Origin of the sequence: Chitinophaga pendula, from assembly GCF_020386615.1 — a bacterium.
Taxonomy (GTDB): Bacteria; Bacteroidota; Bacteroidia; order Chitinophagales; family Chitinophagaceae; genus Chitinophaga; species Chitinophaga pendula.
The window spans coordinates 7,278,704-7,297,243 of sequence record NZ_CP077769.1 but is presented as its reverse complement, the minus strand read 5'-3'; the positions used below and the strand labels follow the sequence as shown (position 1 = coordinate 7,297,243).

Sequence of the window (18,540 nt, the reverse complement as noted above, 5' to 3'; positions counted from 1 at the left end):
AGATCAACATGATGAGTAGTAATAAATCGATCAGCAAATTATTCCTGATACTATGTGGCGCCTGCACCATCAGCAGCGCTCATAGTCAACAAAAAGATACAGCGGAAGCATCGCTGGCACAGGTCAAATTACAATTCGCGCTTGATGCCGCCGGTCGCCCCACCTACACCGTCTCTTACCAGCGCACCCCCCTAATAGTACCCTCAGCCATGGGTTTCGTACTGGCAGAAGATAGTACCTTTTATAAAGGATTTGTATTGACCGGTACAGATCGCCGGTCCGTAGATGAACGCTGGCAACCGGTATGGGGAGAGGTTAAAGACATCCGTAATCACTATGAACAGCTAACCATCCACCTCCGCCAAGCCAGCAGCGGCCGCTTACTGGACATCGTATTCCGTGTATTCGAGGATGGTGTGGGCTTCAGATACGAATTCCCCACACAGGAACAGCTGAAATATTTCATCGTACGGGACGAGCTCACACAGTTCAACCAGACAGGCGATCATACCGCCTGGTGGATACCTGGCGACTACGACACTAACGAATACCCTTATACGACCAACACACTCAGTCAGGTAGACAACCGGGAACTGGTGAAGAACAGCACCGACATAGCCGTCAGAACAGCTCCTGATCCTCATGCCGTACAGACACCGCTGTTGTTAAAGACCCGGCAGCCACTTTATATCAATATCCATGAGGCAGCATTGATCAACTATCCTGCTATGCAGCTACATGTAGATGGTGCATCCTATGGCCTGAGTGCGCGCCTGGTACCCGATGCTACCGGCAATAAAGCATACCTGCATGCTCCTTGCCATACCCCCTGGCGAACCGTCCTGGTCAGCAACAAGGCCGTTGATCTGCTGGCTTCCAAAACCATCCTGAACCTGAACGAACCACCGGCAGAACAGGACTTCAGCTGGATCAAACCGATGAAGTTCGTAGGCGTATGGTGGGAAATGCAGACGGGCAAAAGCACCTGGAACTATACCGACGATGCTGCGGCCTTCGCTACCGGGAAAGCCCAGCCTAACGGCCGGCATGGCGCTACCACCACCAATGTAAAACGTTATATCGACTTCGCAGCGGCCAACGGTATCCATGCGGTACTGGCAGAAGGTTGGAATATCGGCTGGGAAGACTGGTTCGGCAACTGGAAAGAAGAAGTGTTCGACTTCGTGACACCCTATCCCGACTTCGATGTAGCAGGCCTGCAAAATTATGCCCACAGCAAAGGTGTACAGCTGATCATGCACAACGAGACTTCCGGCGCTGTCACCAACTACGAACGGCAGTTGGATACCGCCTTCCGTTTCATGCAGGCCTATGGCTATCCCGCCGTCAAAACAGGTTACGTAGGCCGGATCATCCCCAGAGGAGAACACCATGACGGACAGTGGATGGTTAATCACTACGAGCGCGTCGCTAAGAAGGGATTACAATACCACGTAGCCATCGACGCACACGAACCACCACGCCCCACCGGACTACACCGGACCTATCCTAACTGGATGGCCTCGGAAGCCGGAAGAGGTAATGAATACAATGCTTTCAGCAACGGCAACGCGCCGGAACATGAAACGATCCTGCCCTTTACCCGGCTGATGGGTGGCCCGATGGATTACACCCCCGGTATCTTCAAACTACGCCAGTACGCACCACATGCACCCGAGCGGCAAGTACATACTACGCTGGCAAAACAGCTGGCATTATATGTTACCATCTACAGTCCGATACAGATGGTGGCCGACCTGCCGGAACACTATGCCGCTCATCCGGATGCATTCCAGTTCATCCGTGACGTACCCGTAGACTGGGACGATACCAGGATCATTGCCGCCGAACCTGGCGACTACATTACCATTGCCCGTAAAGGAAAAGGTAGCACTAACTGGTATATCGGCGCCATTACAGACGAGCAAAGCCGTACCGTTAGTATTCCATTAAACTTCCTTGACAAAGGGAAAAAGTATGAGGCGACGATCTATGCCGACGCACCAGATGCAGACTGGAAAAGCAACCCCGAAGCATATAAGATCAGCCGTAGTACCGTCACCGCCGCTACAATACTATCTGTACGGCTGGCGGCCGGTGGTGGTGCCGCCATCACGATCCGGCCATTATAATATGCTCAGTGCCTTTGTGATATAAAAAACAGCAATCATCATCCACGTATGGCTCCAAGACACCTGTCCGCGAGGGAACAGCCTTTGTGCTGTTCCCGGGCAGGAGTTACCGCAACGATTAGTGAACCCATCCCATAAACCAGTAGCAGGCATACCACGAGCCTGCATACCATATTTGAAAGCCCGATCCACGAAGCACAGCGCGATCCAGTAACCCGACACCTGTAACCCAGGAGAGTGATCACCGACAGCCCTCTATTTATTATTTCACAAACAAATGTTATGAAAAACATCTGGTTTACACAGCCACGAGGTATACCCCAGGTATGCCTAGCCCTTCGCTACAGCAAAACGGTGACCAGGTACCTCCTGACCAGTACCTTGCTTTTGCTGTGTTTCTTTTCGCCTCCCGCTTACGCACAAAGTGACGGCCTTCCACGGGGCGCCAACCTCCTGCCTTACACCCGCTATGAATCAGAAGATGGTGTACGTGGCGGCGGCGCTTCCCTCCAGCAATCCCCACAGTTTGTACAAACAGACATCGCCTCAGAAGCTTCTCATCAAAAGTATGTAAGCCTGAGCGGCAATGGCGCCTTCGTCGAATGGACGCTGACAGCGGCAGCACAAGGCGTGAATCTGCGTTTCACCATGCCGGACAACAGCACCGGCACCGGCCTCACCGGCTCTCTCGGCCTGTATGTGAATGATACGAAAGTGCAGAACATTGCCCTCTCCTCCTATTGGGCATATCAGTACTTCCCCGGCGCCGATCCGCAACAGATACCCTCCAGCAGCGGTAAGATCCTCATGCGTTTCGACGAGGTACACTTCCGGCTGAATACCCCCTTGAATGCAGGCGACAAGCTGACCATCAAAAAAGATAATGGCGACAACATCACCTACGGTGTCGACTTCGTAGAGCTGGAACCCGTTCCCGCAGCGTTGCCCATCCCCGCCAACTACCTGTCTGTTACCGCCTACGGCGCGGTACCCGACGATAACAACGACGACTTTGCAGCCTTCACACAATGTATCGCTGCCGCCGCCGCTCAAGGCAAACATGTATACATCCCCGCCGGCCGCTTCCTACTTAGCAATAAACTATTGCTGAATGTCAGCAACGTCAAAATACAGGGCGCCGGCATCTGGTACACTTACATCTACTTCTCTACCAACCAGCAATTTGCCGGTGGCATACTGGCCAGGGCCAGCAATGTAGAGATCTCCCACCTGTCGATGAACACCGCCAACAATGCCCGCCTGGTATATGGTGGCGAACCTAATCCGCTGGGTCAGATGTACAAGGTGTACAAAGGGTTCATGGGTACCTACGGCGCTAACTCCTCCGTACATCACGTATGGGTAGAACACTTTGAATGCGGATTCTGGATAGGTGGCTACGATCCCCCGTACCCGATAGACCGCACCACCAACATGATGATCTCCCAATGCCGTATCCGCAACAACTATGCAGATGGGGTCAACTTCTGCCAGGGTACTTCCAACTCCACAGTAGAACAAAGCAGTGTGCGTAACAACGGCGATGACGGCCTGGCCGTATGGCCGGCTAAAGATGCCGGCAATAACCAGAACGCCATCAATAACACCTTCCGCAACAATACGATCGAGAACAACTGGAGAGCCGGCAGTATTGCCCTCTTCGGTGGTACCGGCCATGAAGTGCATCACAATATCATACGGGATGGCGTTGGCGGCTCGGCGATCCGTTTCACCAACGACTTCAGCGGCTTCACCTTCCAGTATCCCGGCGACGTGATCAAGGTAGCAGAGAACACCATCGATGGCTGTGGCACTAGCTATGACCTGTGGGACCAGAAACGGGGCGCTATCGAAATCTATTCGCAGACAGGGGTATTGAATATGCAGTTTGACAATAACACCATATTAAATTCTCAACGTGATGCAATACAGATTTACGGCAACAACCTGCACCACATGGTGTTTAACAACACACTAATAGACGGTACGGGATTAGACCCTGTGGTACGCGATATCCCCCGGGATATCTATGGCGGCTTCGGCATTTATGCAGAAGCCAACTCCGACTCTGTGGTCTTCAACAACCTGACCATCCGGAATACAGAATCAGGCCCCTACCTGAACCGCAACAACAGCTTCAAGCTGATCATACGCGATATCAACATCCCGGTAACGGGCGTAATATTGCAACCAGCCACGGATACCACGGTCGCACAGGGCATCTCCTTTACCCAGAAAGCACAGGTAGTACCTGTAGATGCCACCAACAAAAATCTGCGTTGGAGCAGCTCTAATACCGCCGTGGCAACAGTGGACTCTACTGGCAAGGTTACTACCGTAGGGCTGGGTACAGCTACCATCACGGTGACTACGCAAAGTGGCAATTTCAGCGCGACCAGGCGTATCACCGTAGCGCCTGCCGTTAACATCACGGCAACGGATGCCGCTGCCGGAGAAGGCGGTAATACAGGCACCTTCCGTATCAGCGCTGCTGCACTTACACAAAACGTCACCGTAAGTTATGTGATCAGCGGTACTGCCAGCCCCAATGACTATACTGCACAACCGCCACTGACCGGCAGTATACAACTGACACCTACACAACCCGCACAGGTCATCACTATCACACCGGTGGATGACAACATATTTGAAGGGCCGGAAACCTTACGGCTGGCATTACGTCCCGGTACAGGTTACCAGGTAGGCAATGACTCCGCAGCCGTGATCACCATTGCCGACAATGACCTGCCACCTTGCACTGCTCCTGTGATCGCCCAGGTGAATGGCACTGCCCCTGTGATCGATCAGCAGATAGAAGGCGCCTGGTCTATTGCCCCCATAAAGACGATCACCAACCGGCTGATCGGTGGTACACCTGCCGGCTATGGCGGCCAGTGGCGTGCTTTGTATGACAATAACAACCTGTATCTGCTGGTACAGGTAAATGATGCCAACAAGATCAACGACTCGGGCGCCAGCTGGTGGGAAGATGATGTGATCGAAGTATTCATCGACGGCGACAATAGCAAGACCGCCACCTATGACGGCACCAATGACTTCCAGCTGGGCTTCCGCTGGAACGACAACACCATCCGTGTCGGCTCCAACTCCGTAACCAGGACCACCGGCATCAACTATCGCCTGTATGCTACCGGCAGCGGTTACAACCTGGAGGTCGCTATCCCCTGGTCTACTATCGGCACTACGCCGGCAGCGGGCAAGCCCATAGGGCTGGACATACAGCTGGATAACGACGACGATGGTGGCACACGCGATGCCCAACTGGCCACCTTCGCTACCACCACCATGGCCTGGTCTGATCCCCGTGTATTCGGTACCGTATACCTGACCTCCTGTACCGGTACCCCGGTAAATCAACCACCCGTTGCCGATGCAGGTGCAGATCGCACATTGGCAGCAGGCACCACCACCGTTACAATCAATGGCACCGGCACCGATCCCGAAGGCAGCGCCGTTACCTACCAGTGGACACAGGTAAGTGGCCCCACCGTTACCATCGGCGGCGCTAATACCGCCAATGCCAACATCAGCGGTTTAAGTAATGGTAACACCTACGTATTCCAGCTCACCGTCAGCGATGGCACTCTCACTGCTGCCGACCAGGTACAGGTGACCATAGGTGGTGGTACTACCAATGTACCCGTGACCGGCGTCACCGTTGCTCCTACAACGGTGAACCTATCTGTAGGCGGCAGCCAGCAGCTCAGTGCTACCGTAGCTCCGGCCAATGCCACCAACAAATCCGTGAGCTGGCAGTCGAACAATACAGCAGTCGCTACGGTCAACAGCAATGGTATCGTCAATGCTATTGCAGCCGGTACAGCTACCATTACCGTTACGACTACAGACCAGGGTAAAACGGCGACCGCTTCCGTAACTGTTACAGGCAGCAGCAGCGGCACCAAATACTACCGCATCAAAAACCGCTGGCAGCCGGTGTATCTCTATGATGGCGGCACCCAGGTAAACTATGGCAATACGCCTAACAATAATAACTATCAATGGTCACTGGAAGATGTGGGCGGCGGTTACTACGAGATCAAAAACCGTGGTACCGGCGATTACATGCATATCGAACAGTTGCAGGACTATGTAGCGGCAACCACCCGCACACCAGGATGGCAGAGCTCCCGCTGGGCAACAGAAAGCACCGGTGATGGCTATGTACGATTCAGGAATGCCTGGCAGTCCGCTAACTATATCCATATCGAAGGACAGAAAGGTTATGCACAGCAGGGAACGATCTTCCCGGTATGGCAAAGCGCGCATTGGCTGCTGGAAGAAGTAAGCGGCGCATCCGCCAGGACCAATACCATCCAGCCTTCCGGTACGACCGAAGCAACAGCAGACCTGCTGCTGTATCCTAACCCGGTATCCCGGGAGCTGAAGCTGCAATCCAAGCTGGTACTCAGTGGCGGCAACATCCGTATACTGAATAGCAACGGCAACCTGGTATTATATACTATGGCTAATGAGCGAAATATAGACGTATCCCGTCTGGCACCTGGTGTATACACACTCGTGTATACCAAAGGGGCTGTTCAGATCGTCAAACGTTTTGTGAAAGCAGAGTAGTGTTTTTTTGTATCGTGAAATGAGCACACCCCGGTTGTTTTTACACCGGGGTGTTTCTTTTTAAGCAGTTGTCTGATAGTTATCTGATAATTATCTGTTGGTAACAACCGGATCGGTCAAGGGGGTATTACTTTGGATCACCACATAAGAAGATACGGCATAATACGCCCCGTCGGGGTTAGCGCCGTTATCTCTCCATTTCTCTGCCATATTTTGTGTATTCCACTGATCTTCCTGCAGCGCGTAGTTGAAGTTAAAGGTCTGTCCGGCATTGGGATTAGAGAGGACATTGCTTCTTACCGGCACCTCCATACCAGGGCACCATCCGGCTCTGTTACCGGTCCAGTTGCCACCCTGGTTCTTCACTACTTTAGGGTTGGTGCTACAGCCGAGGCTACCCATATCATGCTGGAAGGTATTGACATCATTGATCTTGATCTGATGTGTGCGGAAGGCCCACTCCGCGAATCCGCGGCTACCTGGTGCATAGGGCTGCGCATGTCCCCAGCCGGAGATGATGGTCCGGAAGGCTGTCTTCTTCACATTGTCCGGCAGTTTGATAGAGAAGCCTGTCTGTTTGCCGTTGTAGGCATTGGCGGTGACAGACCCTTTGCCGAAAGTGATCGTGCTGCTGCCGGTGGACCAGTCGCAGTATTGCATGATAGGCGCTACGGCGGAATACGCATACTCCGGTGTTCCCGCTTTGAACTCAAAGTCGATGGTCACGAGCCAGGTACCACTCCATACTTCGGCGCGTGTTTGCAGCTCTACGCCCCCTACCAGGAGAGAGCGGAAGTCCGTCACGTCGATAACCCAGCCACCCGGAATGGTGCTGTTATTTTTTCCATAAGGAGTGATCCAGCGCCCCAGCTCATAGTTGTATTTCTTGTTGGGGTTACTGTTGGCGGAGACCAGCTTGATGTTGGCAAATACATCCCAGGCAGGGCAACCACCTGAGGGGCAGTCGAGGTACACGTGCATGAGGATCTGTTTGGTGTTGCTGTAATCTGCCGGAAACTGGAAGGTTTTAGTGGAGGTACCACCATTGGCGATCTGTTCTTTGTCGAAGGTCCTGATGGTCTGATCCTGCGTGATGGCTGCCTGGGCCAGCAGCTTGCCAGTAGCGTTTTTAGCATCAGGGAGAGTGTCTTTTGCTGTCTTCTGGCAAGCATATATTACACACGATAGCGCTGCCACAGCAATGGCATGGGTAAGAAACCTGGTTTTCATAAACGTTTCATTTTAGATTAAACAATAGCATTACTATCAACGCTGATGGCCAGCGTGCGGATAAAGACTCAGTATGGAACACTGGTTACCTGTTCACTGTTTTTGGGTTACACCAGTGTGGGTTTGTACAGCGGAGACCTAATATACCTTTTTTTCAGGATACCGGATATGGTGTTAATAAATATGCCGGATGATCTTTCCGGAGGCGGTGCGGGGGATATTATCGACGCGGGTCAGTTCGTCGGGGAGCATATAATCTGGTAATGTGGCTGCCAGGAAAGCTTTCAACGCAGGCACGGCAACGTCCGAATCCGCCTCAAATTCGGCCTTTAAACGGGCTTGTGCCGTAAGAAACACCTTCGCCTCTTTCACGCCGTTAAAAGCCTTTATTACGCTTTCTATACGCAGCGGGTTTATCTTAAATCCTTTGTATTTGAAAAATGATTTACGGCGTCCTTCCAGCCGGAAGTGGTCGCCTGTTGCCATCGCGATATCACCGGTGGGGACTGTGATCTTTTCCCCGCTGGCAGTGAGATAGTCCACATATAGTTCGCCGGTGCCCGTAGCCTCATCGCCCGGCTCGTGCTGCAGATAAATGTTATAGATGGATAGCCAATGTTGTATGCGGGCGGTGTCAGCCTCCATGATATCGGTGAACTCTTGTAGGCATACGACAGAGGGTATTTCTGTCACGCCATAGCGAACGGAATAGGACACTGCGGGAAATTTTGCCTGCCAGGTATGCAGCAGGGCATCGGGCACTGCATCGCCGCCGAAACCGACATGTTGTAATGCCGGCAGCTGCAATCGCGGCAGGATAGTATTCAGCTGCGTATAAAAGTAAGGCACTCCTTCTATGCTGTCGACGATAGCTGCGATATCTTTCCGGAACAGCCCTTTTACCGGTCCTACCGTACCCCGTTCGGGCGGCAGGATAATGGTTGCGCCCATCATGGTGTATTCCAGCATAGCACTGAGACCATAAGAGTGAAACAACGGCGGAGTGAGATATACCTGCCGGCAGGTCCGGAGGTAAGCAGGCGGCTGTGCGTACAATGCCTGCAAAGCGGAGACCAGCTGATGGCTGGTATTACCGATCAGTTTAGGCATGCCGGTGGTGCCGCTGGAGTAAAAGTAGATATCGGACGGTCTGACGGCGGCAGGCAGCCCGGTGAGCGACACTTCCTGCAGCGCGCCGAGTGCCACCTCGTCGAGCAACCAGGCATGGGGCTGGTCTGACGGGAGGATATCGGGCGGCAGGATCACGTCGAGGCCGGCCCGTATGCAAGCCCACCAGCAAAGCAGCCACTGCTGGTGGCACCGTATGTGCAGGATCACGGGGTGATGGTCCGTGTTCCTGCACAGCAATGCCGTAGCCAGTCGGGTGATCTGATCGTGCGCCTCCTGATAGGTGATTGTATGTTCTTTGATACAGTACGGTCTTTCCGGGAACAGTATAACCTGTTGCCGGAAGATGCCGTAGAGATCGTGCCGATCAAATACCATTGGCATATAAGATTTCGCATTTGGCACAGATGGCCATCAGTTCGTTGTTGTGTACTTCCCTGAACTTCTTATAGTCGCCACCTTGCCACACCTCTTCGAGGGAGCCGTTATTCAGGTTACCTACTACGAATTCGGGGAACTTCTTACAAGGGGTCACCTCTCCGCTGGGCAGCAGGTCGATACGGTTGGAGATACCCAGGCAGCGGGACTTCTTCTGCGCCGGTTTGGTGCCACCGAGGATATAGTCATCGATATCATCGCTCAGCTCAGGATGGAAACGGATACGGATATCCCAGGTCTTCTTCATGATCTTGTCGATCTGCACTTTAAGTACATCGATCATTTCAGGGCTGATGCGGAAGTCGAAGGAGTGCCACGAATTATGCTGTCCTCTGCTGGTGTTCATCCAGCCATATCGCTCTTCGAAATATTCATCCATCTGGTTGGCCACCTGTTCAGGGATGTACCAGGGAAAATTGAGGAAGAGAGAATCGATCCCTTTTTTCTCATAGAATTCACAGAAGTCGTATAGCTGTGGGATAAGACCATCGCTGATCACGGCTTCCACGGAGATCGTGCCTTTGTATTCGCCGTTGGCTTGACGAGCCATCAGGAGGTCGAGATTGTCCAGTATCTTTTTGTAGGTATTCTTACCCCGGATCTTGTCGTGGATATCCTCTGGTCCTTCTATGCTGAAGAGGATGTTGATACATTCGGATACACTGACGAGGGAGTCCATCTGGTTTTGCAGGTTGACGCCATTGGTACACATTACCGTGTCGCGGGGGTCTTCCTTGAGGAGGGCGATGAGTTCGTCCCAGTGGGCATAAAGTGTTGGTTCTCCTCCCCAGAGATAGAGCGAGGATTTTTTCTCCCTTGTCTTTTCAAAGAGTTCACGGACTACTTCTATGCGCAAGTCTCCATCTTTTTTCAAGGCTGCTTTATCGAGGTTATGGTGATATCCGCCGATATCCCATTGGAAGCAGTGTGTACAACGGAGGTTGCAGCGATTGGTGAGTTTGAGGCCAATTTCGTCCGGCAGGTCTTGTGCATAGGAAGCATCTTCTGCTCTGTTTTTGGCACATTCCCGGATGGCCTGCACTTTTCTTTTCATCTTCTGCAGTCCCAGGGCGGTATAATGCAGGGTGGTCTTGGGTTGCATCGTTTTTGGGTTTTAAAGGGTCAATGATGTTGTTTAAGCCGTTGTATGAGCATCGGCACGAGGTCTGGTGTCTTTTTATATATATCCCGCAGGATATGATGCATTTGTAACAATGGTGTAAGCGCGTAGCCGGTAGCGGCCCAATCTTCCCAGTCCATGCCTATTCCCAGTTGCAGGCATAAGGAACGGTTGGCCTGTTCATGTGTACCGATGCTTTGCAGGAATATCAGCGGGGTGGCAGTGAGCAGGGCATCGATAACGGTCATACCGCCAGGTTTGCTGATGACGGCGCGGGAGGCTGCCATCCGGTCGAGGACGGGATGATGGTCGGCAGCGGTGAACCGGGTATGGTCCTGCAGGCTTTGTAGAGCAGGAAACTTGTGTTCCCCGGCTTCGGGCGGTAAGTTCAGCAGGTAGTGTATCTCTGGCGATGTGGCATCTTTGGCGTCGTTGACGATACAGTGTACCTGCAGGCCGGCAGACAGCATAGCAGTCAGCTGTACCGGCTGGAAGATGCCCCATCCGCCACCATGGGCTAATACCTGTGGTGGTCGCTGTTCCAATGGCAGCACCGGTAGCGGCTGCGGTATGTCCAGTTTATAATGGAACTGCGCGGTGGCCAGGTCGAAGAGCGGATACCGGTGCAGCTGGATATGGGTATCCTTAAAGAGCGGTTCCCATACCGGCGAAGGGGTTGCATCCATCAGGATACAGCTGATATCGATATCACGAATACGAGCATACGCCATTAGCACTTCGGCCCAGTAGCCGGAGAAGCAGAGGAAGGTAGTACACTGCGCTGCCTGCCAGCCTGCCAGCCATGAAGCTTTAGCGGCAGGGTCGATCAGTCCTGCTTTGTTCAGCTGTAGTCTGGCGGCTACCTTCGCCAGGTGGGGGTTGCCATTGAAGGCGGCCTTTGTCTGTTCGAAGGTGGCTTTTTTGTCGATAGCATATCCATCTTCTACAAAAGAAAGGGTGGCGTTGAGACCGGCGGCTTGCAGCTTTTGCTGCAGCAGCAGTGATGGGATGTATTGCCCGAATCCCAGCCGGGAAGACAAGATGGCACATGTGCCATTATGTATGTCCTGCTCAGGCATGCTTCTGCTGATTTTCTGCGACGAAAGCGCCGATGGCATCCAGGCTATCAAAGGTAGCGAGGTCGAGGGCGCCTATATCGAGTTCGATATCGAAAGCCTTTTCGAGTTCCACGATGAACTGCATAAGGTTAAGTGAGTTGAGGCCGAGGTCGACGAGCAGGTTGGTAGAGCTGTTAGCCAGTTCAAGGTTAACGGGCTCTCCTGTTACATTTTCGATGGCCTGGATGATTTTGTCTTTCATAATGGACTTGCTTTTTATGAGATGAAATCGATGCGTTTATTTGATACGTTCTGTTTCGTTGTCCAATGCCTGTTGCCGTTCGCGATGCGCTTTGATGGTATTGCTGCCGAAGCGATAGGAGAAGGAAGCTCTTATCTGCCGGGACTCGCCTCTGCCATAGCTATGGACTGTAAAGTCATTGAATCCGCTTGTGATATCCCAGCGGTTGGTGAGGAACAGGTCGGTGACGGCCAATTTAAGTGCCCCTTTATCTCCCATGATCTTTTTCTGCACGCCGATATCGACCTGTCCGTTGGCTTTGATCCGTTCGTTGGCACCTATCAAAGTCCGGGAGTTGTATAAGGCACTTAATTCTGCTTCCATCTTCAGCGGCAGCTGGAAGGTCTGCTGTAAATTCAGTGTCCAGGCAGTAGCATTGAGATTAAAGGCACGGTATTGGTCGAAGGCCATTTTATTCTGCACATAGTAGGCGAGCCCGTTAACAGACAGCTGCCACCATGATAACAGTTGCTGCGTATGTGTGATACCCAGCGACAGGTGATGTTGCAGCCCCAGGTTACGCGGTATCATCACGATCTTGTTGGTTTCCAGGGTATCGGTGACCAGCGCGCTGAAGTCACTGGTACGTGTATAGGCTAACGTTACAAATGTGCGGCCTTTATAGCCATATTCTGCTGAAAATCGATTGGCGAATTGGGGTTGCAGGAAGGGGTTGCCCTGCCAGAACGACAATTCATCCAGCAGATATACAAAAGGGTTCAGGTATTGATACGCCGGGCGATCGATACGTCTGCTGTATGACAGTGAAAAGGAATGGTGTTCATTAGGCGTATAGGTAACAGCGGCGGAGGGGAAGACGCTGAAATAGTTGTTATTCACCTGTTCCTGCTGGCTGCTGCTGTTACTACCTTTAAATCGTAAGATACCTTTTGACACGGTATTTTCCACACGCACGCCGGCCTGTAGCCTGATTTTACCGACGAGCCGGTCATATTGCGTATACGCAGCCCATACCTGTTCGCGATAGGTAAAGGCATTGGAACGTTGCGGGTCTTCTACTTCGGCGGATGGCGTCACGTGATAAAAGTTAAAATCGTTGGCGGAGCGTACGGACGACCATTTAGCACCCGCTTGTAATTTTCCTTTCCACCAGGGAGTATGATAATCCGCTTTGAGGGCATACAGGTTGATACCGGTACCGTTGAGCGTCCGGTACAGGTTACTGCTGGTGACCTGCCCTGACTGTGCATTATAATAAGTGTTAGGCTGCAGGTTTTTGGCGCTGCCATCAAAGTAGCCATAGTCGGCATCCAGGCTGAGCAGGTGCCCGGTGGTATCTTCCCATTTATAATTGATGCTGGAAGTGTATCGGGCATTGCCCTGGTGATAGTAGTCATTACCGGCCATGAGCATCTGTTCTACCAGCTGATGATTACGGCTCATGATCTTGGTCTCTGTATTGGTGATGCCCGGTCCGAAGCGGAAATTGCCACCCAGTATAACACCTACGGTCTGGTGTTCATCCAACTGGTAATCCAGGCCGAGGGTAGCATTTACTTTATTCCGTTTGTCGGTATCGACGGTATTGGAATAATATTGTTGTCCACCTATTTTTCTATCGAGGCTGTATCGATAACCGTAATGTCCGAAGAGATGGCTGTAGTTACCGAAAATGTTCAGTCGCTGCTTGCGGTAGTTGAAGTTGAAGTCAGCATTTTGTTTGACGGTATATCCATAAGCTAGACCTGCGGCGAAGTTGCCATTGTAGCCATATTGTTTGTTGCGGATGGTGCGGATGTTGATGATACCGGCGCTGCCGGCGGCATCGTATTGGGCGCCCGGCTGATGGATGATCTCGATAGACCGGATGGAGGAAGCGGTCATACCTTTCAGCAGGACGATCAGGTCGGCTGTTTCGAGATAGAGCGGTTTATCATCTATCAATACGCGCACGCCGCCTTTGCCATTGAGTGCGATATCATTGTTCCTGCTGATGGCGACACCCGGTGTTTTCTGTAAGAGTTCGAATGCGGAGGCTCCCTGGGCATTGATGCTGTTGCTGACGTTGACGATCAGTTTTCCGGCTTCCTGAGTGATCAGCGGTTTACGGCCTTTGACGGTAAATGCTGACAGTGCAGAGATGGCGGCCTGCAAGCGAATGGTATCGAGACGGGTATTTTCTGCGGCGAAGGGAGCGGACCACCACGGTTGAAAGCCGATGGCAGTAATGTGGAGCCGGAAATTTCCTTGCTGCGGTAGCGGTATCCAGAAATAGCCATCTGGTGTGGTCAGTGTATGCCGTATATGCTGGCTGTCGGCAGTGTTGACCAGCGATACGGAGACCTGTGGCAGGGCATTGCCAGTAAGATCGAGCACACGTCCTTTTGCATGTGGTTGTGTTGTTTGTGCATATCCCTGCCTGCATACCCAGGCAAGCTGGATAAGGAAGAAGGGGACGAAAATGATATATCCTTTTTTTCGATTCATATACTATCAGCTTCCTGAAGGGTGAAATTGCCGGTACGGGCCAATTTATTCCACTTTTGTTTTCCATTGAGCAGCAATGTAATCATGCCATCGATCATGGTAATGGTGGTCAGACCTCTGAATACCAGGCGTTGTGGCAGCAGCCATATATAATTACGTAAAGCGGCATGATGGCGGTACAATATATATAGCGGCAGCAGGCTATCGATAAGCAGGTAGGCGCCATAATATACGGGCAAGCTAAATGTGCTTACCAGGGATACGATCGCCGTAATATCGAGCAGGCAGCCGGAGGCGAACATCAGTTTATTATACACGAGGTCCAGGAGCAAGGCCATGCGGTTGGTGCTATGATATTGTTTGCTGTAAAAGCATTTGCGGTGCAGTAACATGGACTGGAGGTTACCGTATATCCAGCGGCGACGTTGTTTGTATAAGGCTTTCCAGGAGGCAGGCACTTCTGTCTGTCCTTTGGCCATGTGGAGATATTTCACTTTATATCCCTGTTGGATGATGCGGACGGTGAGATCATAGTCTTCTGTCAGGGCATGTTCGTGGAAGCCGCCGGCACGGTATAGTGCGCTGGTGCGGAAGATGCCCAAGGCGCCGGGTATTACGGCGATCCAGTTGGGTTGCTGGAGGATGTATTTTTCGTAGTTGAGGGTGAGGTATTCTATCTTCTGCCATCTTACGGGCAGGGTTTCTGTGGCGTTACCCACGAGGATGTTGCCGGATACTGCGCCTACCAGCGGGTCGTCGAAGACGGAGAGGCTGCGGAAGAGTACCCCGGGCCGTACGACGGTATCTGCATCTATGATGCTGACGAATGGGGTGGTCACCTGCTGCAGACCATAGTTGAGGGCTGCAGATTTGCCACCGTTAGGCCGGGAAAGTATGGTAACCCTGGGGTGGCCGGCGAAGTGCGTCTGGAGTATGTCGAGTGTACGATCGGAGGAGCCGTCGTCGATAATAATGATGCGGAGCGCGCCTCTTTCGTCGTGTAGTAGTGCATTGACCACTTCGGCTACCGTGACTTCTTCATTGTAAGCAGGTATCAGTACCGTGAGGGTATCGTTATAAAAAGAGATGGGCGGGACAATGGGGGTTGTCTGCAATCTTTTTCTGCCGGCGTTTACTTTTGCGATGAGCAAATAGATACAATACTTGAGTGATAGCAAGCCGATCATGCTCCAGGCTAACCAACTAAGTGATCCTCCCATGGTCGTTGTCTTTAGGGTAAATAAAACAAAGGCATGAGCCAATGATCAGCGCGATAGTGGTATCATGGCAGCATATGGCGGCCAGGATACGGATGTGTTCCGATCAAAGGCAATATTTAACAAGTTGGCATTCCAGTATGATTGATGTATTGGATAGTGTCTGGTTCAATGCTGAAATGCGATACTACTATGAATCTGGTGGTTTCCATAAGGACTGCTTTTCCGTACGTTCACCTGGATAACATTCTTGTCCACTCCTGTTACGCTGGCATCCTCATCAATATTGTGATTAATTAAAACGTGCACCTCTGTAGGTGCGGTTGTGAAATAATATCGTTCAAAATACGTGTTACTAAGCGCGGAGGCCGGGGCCTGTTTACGTTATCTGTCGCAATTAATGTTGTTACCGGGTCTACTACAAACACAGGGGGCCATTAAAAATAGAACCTTTTCTTATAAAAAGCAAGCGGCCTTTAATTTTTGCGGAATAAGTTTTCAACGGAGGGTGTGGTTTTGGTTATGCGTAAAAATTTGTATCATTAAGTGAGCATCCGGGCTACCGGAAAGCGCATATCCATTACCGTTTAAAACCCAACACTATGAGCCAGGACCTACATGAATCGTTTGTTAAGCAGCAGGAAGACTGGAAGATCCACCAACAATATGACATTGAGGTATTGATAGGCAAGGTCACCTTTACCGACTTTGATGCTATTGCTTTTGAGCATGCGTACCGGACCGTGCTGGAGCAGCATGAGAGCTTGCGGACCGTATTTATGATGCAGGAGGAAGTACTTTTCCAGCGGGTGCTGGCGGGGACTGTAGCGGAAGGTTTCGAGGTGACGTACCTGGACAGTCGTCCGGAGCCTTATACGATCGACGGTCTTTCTCCCTATATGATGGAAGCGATGCGTGACCTGACGCGGGGACCTTTATTCCGGGTGCTGGTAGCTATTTATGTGGACCATACAGCCGTGTTCCTGGCCATGCACCATATTATATCCGATGAATGGTCCATGAAGGTGCTGATACAGGACCTCACCCGCTCTTATGATGCATGGCTGCAGGGTACCGTACCTGCCTTGCCGGTGCTGCCATTACAGCTGAAGGACTATTCCAGGGTCAAAAATGAGGAATGGTATGGCAAACAGGCCGAGCGGATCAGGTATTGGGAGCAGCAACTATCACCGCTGTTATTATCGCAGCTGCAGGAGCGGCTGATCCGGCGATTGGCCGGGCAGGGCGTAACTGTTCCTTCCGACCCGGCGGTCTATGATGACTTCATCAAAACGACCCTTCATCAACCCGGTGGGGCCATGCAGTATGTAGCACGGCTGACGGCGGATGCGTATACACAATTACAGCAGCTGGCAGTGCAACTACGTGTAAGCCGGCTGGGTGTACTGATCGCCAATGCTGCACTATTATTTCACCAGGAGTTCGGATTATCCGATCTGATGATCTCTACGCTCGCAGGCGACCGTTTCCGCAAGCAAACGGAACACCTGATCGGTCACCTGATGGGTGGGGTTTTCCTGCGGATACAACTGGCAGGGCACGAAACGGTCAGCCAGCTTGTGCGGCAAGTATATCTATCATTTATCCAGTCTTTAAAGCACCTGATCTTCAGCTATGACGATTACCGGGATCTGCCATTACAGTCCGGATCCATGTTGCACCTGAACTATATGAATGAGGCGTTTGAGAACCGTTCCTGGGAGCTACCTGCTGAGGGACATCACCCCCTGGACCTGGTATATTATCCGCTGTCGATCATCCTTATTGACGATGGCGAGGGAGGCACCCTACTGTGGAATTACCATCAAAGCTTTTATACGCCTGCGCAGGTGGCACATTTACATGATCGGTTCTGTGCATTGCTGGTGGTGGCAGGAACGACGCCGGAAGTAGTAATCGCAGCGCCTGGAACGGTGTCATGACGGGAGGAAGCAGGGAAAGATATACCTCAACTATAGGAAAGATAAGGGAAAGGTGGACCTGAGCTATAGTCATGTTATCAGGAAGGGATCGGGCGGACCGTTATTGGTCCGCCCGATCTGGTTATTTGCTGAGCTTTTGCAATTGCTGCCGGATTGCTTCGTTTTCCCGTTGCAATTTTTCCACAACCTGTTGTTGCTGAATAAGATGTAAGGTCATTTCTTCTATTTTCTGTAGCAGCCGGGCATTCATGTCGCCTACTTCGATACCGTCATTGGCTATTTCGGCGGCGGAAGGTATTCCCGGGAGGTGTCCGTTTTTATCTATAAATGTAGCCACTTCTTTCAGGGAAGGTAGCTGATAGTCTTTTTTAAAGACATAGTCCGGCCAGTTAGTGACCTGCTTTACCTTGATACGTTCGGCAATCATGGGGCCGGCGACGGCCAGCCGGTATCCATAGGTGGCATTGGTACCGATGCCGACACTATTATCGTTAGCATTGGCAAAGATGGCAGGTTGATCTCTATAACTTAATTTACTGTAATCGTTAGTAGATGCAGCTGTCGCAATATATAACCCACCGCCGTACCTGTCAATATTGGTACCTACTTTAATACCGTAGGAGACATTAGCGTCGGAGTGGTTTACGAACTCCAGAGAGGAATTCCCGTTGCCATCCTGTCCAAGGGCTACCCGCTCAATGTTGTATACTCCCGGCATCACTATCTTCTGGGCATTCGTTCCCGTTGCAAAGTCGCCTATCTGTAGTGCAGCAGTGGGATCAATGGTGCCGATGCCTACTTTATTATCCCTTTCGAGCAATACGCGCGACCAGGGTGTGGTCGCACTGTTGTTGGTCTTACGGAAGTATAGGTGCTGATCGAAGAAACCACCGGCAAACTGCATAGCATGATTATAAGCTGTGTTGGAA

At 51.7% G+C, this 18,540-nt stretch carries 11 protein-coding genes; 3 read left to right on the top strand and 8 right to left on the bottom strand.

What is annotated here, in order from left to right; genetic code table 11:
- The first annotated feature begins 8 nt into the window (after window positions 1-8).
- Both KTO58_RS27545 and KTO58_RS27540 read left to right on the top strand, forming a co-directional pair.
- Window positions 9-2,132 (top strand): glycoside hydrolase family 97 protein, encoded by a 2,124-nt coding sequence (locus KTO58_RS27545; RefSeq protein WP_225859946.1) that lies wholly within the window; start codon window positions 9-11, stop codon window positions 2,130-2,132.
- 282 nt (window positions 2,133-2,414) lie between these two features.
- The gene (locus tag KTO58_RS27540) at window positions 2,415-6,728 is read left to right on the top strand and encodes a sugar-binding protein (protein WP_095836322.1); all 4,314 of its coding nucleotides are present in this window, start codon (window positions 2,415-2,417) and stop codon (window positions 6,726-6,728) included.
- A gap of 90 nt (window positions 6,729-6,818) precedes the next feature.
- On the opposite strand, the gene KTO58_RS27535 is transcribed toward KTO58_RS27540, so the two are convergent.
- The 7 genes from KTO58_RS27535 to KTO58_RS27505 all read right to left on the bottom strand — a co-directional run bounded on the left by KTO58_RS27535 (window position 6,819) and on the right by KTO58_RS27505 (window position 15,671).
- The gene (locus tag KTO58_RS27535; protein WP_095836323.1) at window positions 6,819-7,958 is read right to left on the bottom strand and encodes a peptide-N-glycosidase F-related protein; all 1,140 of its coding nucleotides are present in this window, start codon (window positions 7,956-7,958) and stop codon (window positions 6,819-6,821) included.
- Window positions 7,959-8,132: 174 nt separating this feature from the next.
- The gene (locus tag KTO58_RS27530) at window positions 8,133-9,470 is read right to left on the bottom strand and encodes a class I adenylate-forming enzyme family protein (RefSeq protein WP_095836324.1); all 1,338 of its coding nucleotides are present in this window, start codon (window positions 9,468-9,470) and stop codon (window positions 8,133-8,135) included.
- Window positions 9,454-10,626 (bottom strand): radical SAM/SPASM domain-containing protein, encoded by a 1,173-nt coding sequence (locus KTO58_RS27525; protein WP_095836325.1) that lies wholly within the window; start codon window positions 10,624-10,626, stop codon window positions 9,454-9,456. The genes KTO58_RS27530 and KTO58_RS27525 overlap by 17 nt, the downstream gene beginning before the upstream one ends.
- Window positions 10,627-10,646: 20 nt before the next feature.
- On the bottom strand, window positions 10,647-11,723 hold the full coding sequence (locus tag KTO58_RS27520; protein WP_095836326.1) for a hypothetical protein: 1,077 nt from the start codon (window positions 11,721-11,723) through the stop codon (window positions 10,647-10,649).
- Window positions 11,716-11,964: an acyl carrier protein gene (locus tag KTO58_RS27515; RefSeq protein ID WP_095836327.1), complete on the bottom strand. Its 249-nt coding sequence runs from the start codon at window positions 11,962-11,964 to the stop codon at window positions 11,716-11,718. Before KTO58_RS27515 ends, KTO58_RS27520 begins: the two co-directional genes overlap by 8 nt.
- A gap of 36 nt (window positions 11,965-12,000) precedes the next feature.
- Window positions 12,001-14,451 carry an outer membrane beta-barrel family protein gene (locus tag KTO58_RS27510; RefSeq protein WP_095836328.1) on the bottom strand — a complete coding sequence of 817 codons (2,451 nt, stop codon included), beginning with the start codon at window positions 14,449-14,451 and terminating at the stop codon, window positions 12,001-12,003.
- Window positions 14,448-15,671 (bottom strand): glycosyltransferase family 2 protein, encoded by a 1,224-nt coding sequence (locus KTO58_RS27505; protein WP_095836329.1) that lies wholly within the window; start codon window positions 15,669-15,671, stop codon window positions 14,448-14,450. Before KTO58_RS27505 ends, KTO58_RS27510 begins: the two co-directional genes overlap by 4 nt.
- A 599-nt stretch (window positions 15,672-16,270) precedes the next feature.
- Here KTO58_RS27505 and KTO58_RS27500 point away from each other — a divergent pair.
- Window positions 16,271-17,611 (top strand): condensation domain-containing protein, encoded by a 1,341-nt coding sequence (locus KTO58_RS27500; RefSeq protein WP_095836330.1) that lies wholly within the window; start codon window positions 16,271-16,273, stop codon window positions 17,609-17,611.
- Window positions 17,612-17,732: 121 nt separating this feature from the next.
- Here the strand turns inward: KTO58_RS27500 and KTO58_RS27495 are convergent, their stop codons facing one another.
- Window positions 17,733-18,515 carry a hypothetical protein gene (locus KTO58_RS27495; RefSeq protein WP_225859945.1) on the bottom strand — a complete coding sequence of 261 codons (783 nt, stop codon included), beginning with the start codon at window positions 18,513-18,515 and terminating at the stop codon, window positions 17,733-17,735.
- Between the last annotated feature and the right edge of the window lie 25 nt (window positions 18,516-18,540).

Excerpts from the sequence above, each read along its gene's own strand:
- KTO58_RS27545 (WP_225859946.1), top strand. The coding sequence starts at position 9 with ATGATGAGTAGTAATAAATCGATCAGCAAATTATTCCTGATACTATGT.
- KTO58_RS27540 (WP_095836322.1), top strand. The coding sequence starts at position 2,415 with ATGAAAAACATCTGGTTTACACAGCCACGAGGTATACCCCAGGTATGC.
- KTO58_RS27535 (WP_095836323.1), bottom strand. The coding sequence starts at position 7,958 with ATGAAAACCAGGTTTCTTACCCATGCCATTGCTGTGGCAGCGCTATCG.
- KTO58_RS27530 (WP_095836324.1), bottom strand. The coding sequence starts at position 9,470 with ATGCCAATGGTATTTGATCGGCACGATCTCTACGGCATCTTCCGGCAA.
- KTO58_RS27525 (WP_095836325.1), bottom strand. The coding sequence starts at position 10,626 with ATGCAACCCAAGACCACCCTGCATTATACCGCCCTGGGACTGCAGAAG.
- KTO58_RS27520 (WP_095836326.1), bottom strand. The coding sequence starts at position 11,723 with ATGCCTGAGCAGGACATACATAATGGCACATGTGCCATCTTGTCTTCC.
- KTO58_RS27515 (WP_095836327.1), bottom strand. The coding sequence starts at position 11,964 with ATGAAAGACAAAATCATCCAGGCCATCGAAAATGTAACAGGAGAGCCC.
- KTO58_RS27510 (WP_095836328.1), bottom strand. The coding sequence starts at position 14,451 with ATGAATCGAAAAAAAGGATATATCATTTTCGTCCCCTTCTTCCTTATC.
- KTO58_RS27505 (WP_095836329.1), bottom strand. The coding sequence starts at position 15,671 with ATGGGAGGATCACTTAGTTGGTTAGCCTGGAGCATGATCGGCTTGCTA.
- KTO58_RS27500 (WP_095836330.1), top strand. The coding sequence starts at position 16,271 with ATGAGCCAGGACCTACATGAATCGTTTGTTAAGCAGCAGGAAGACTGG.
- KTO58_RS27495 (WP_225859945.1), bottom strand. The coding sequence starts at position 18,515 with ATGCAGTTTGCCGGTGGTTTCTTCGATCAGCACCTATACTTCCGTAAG.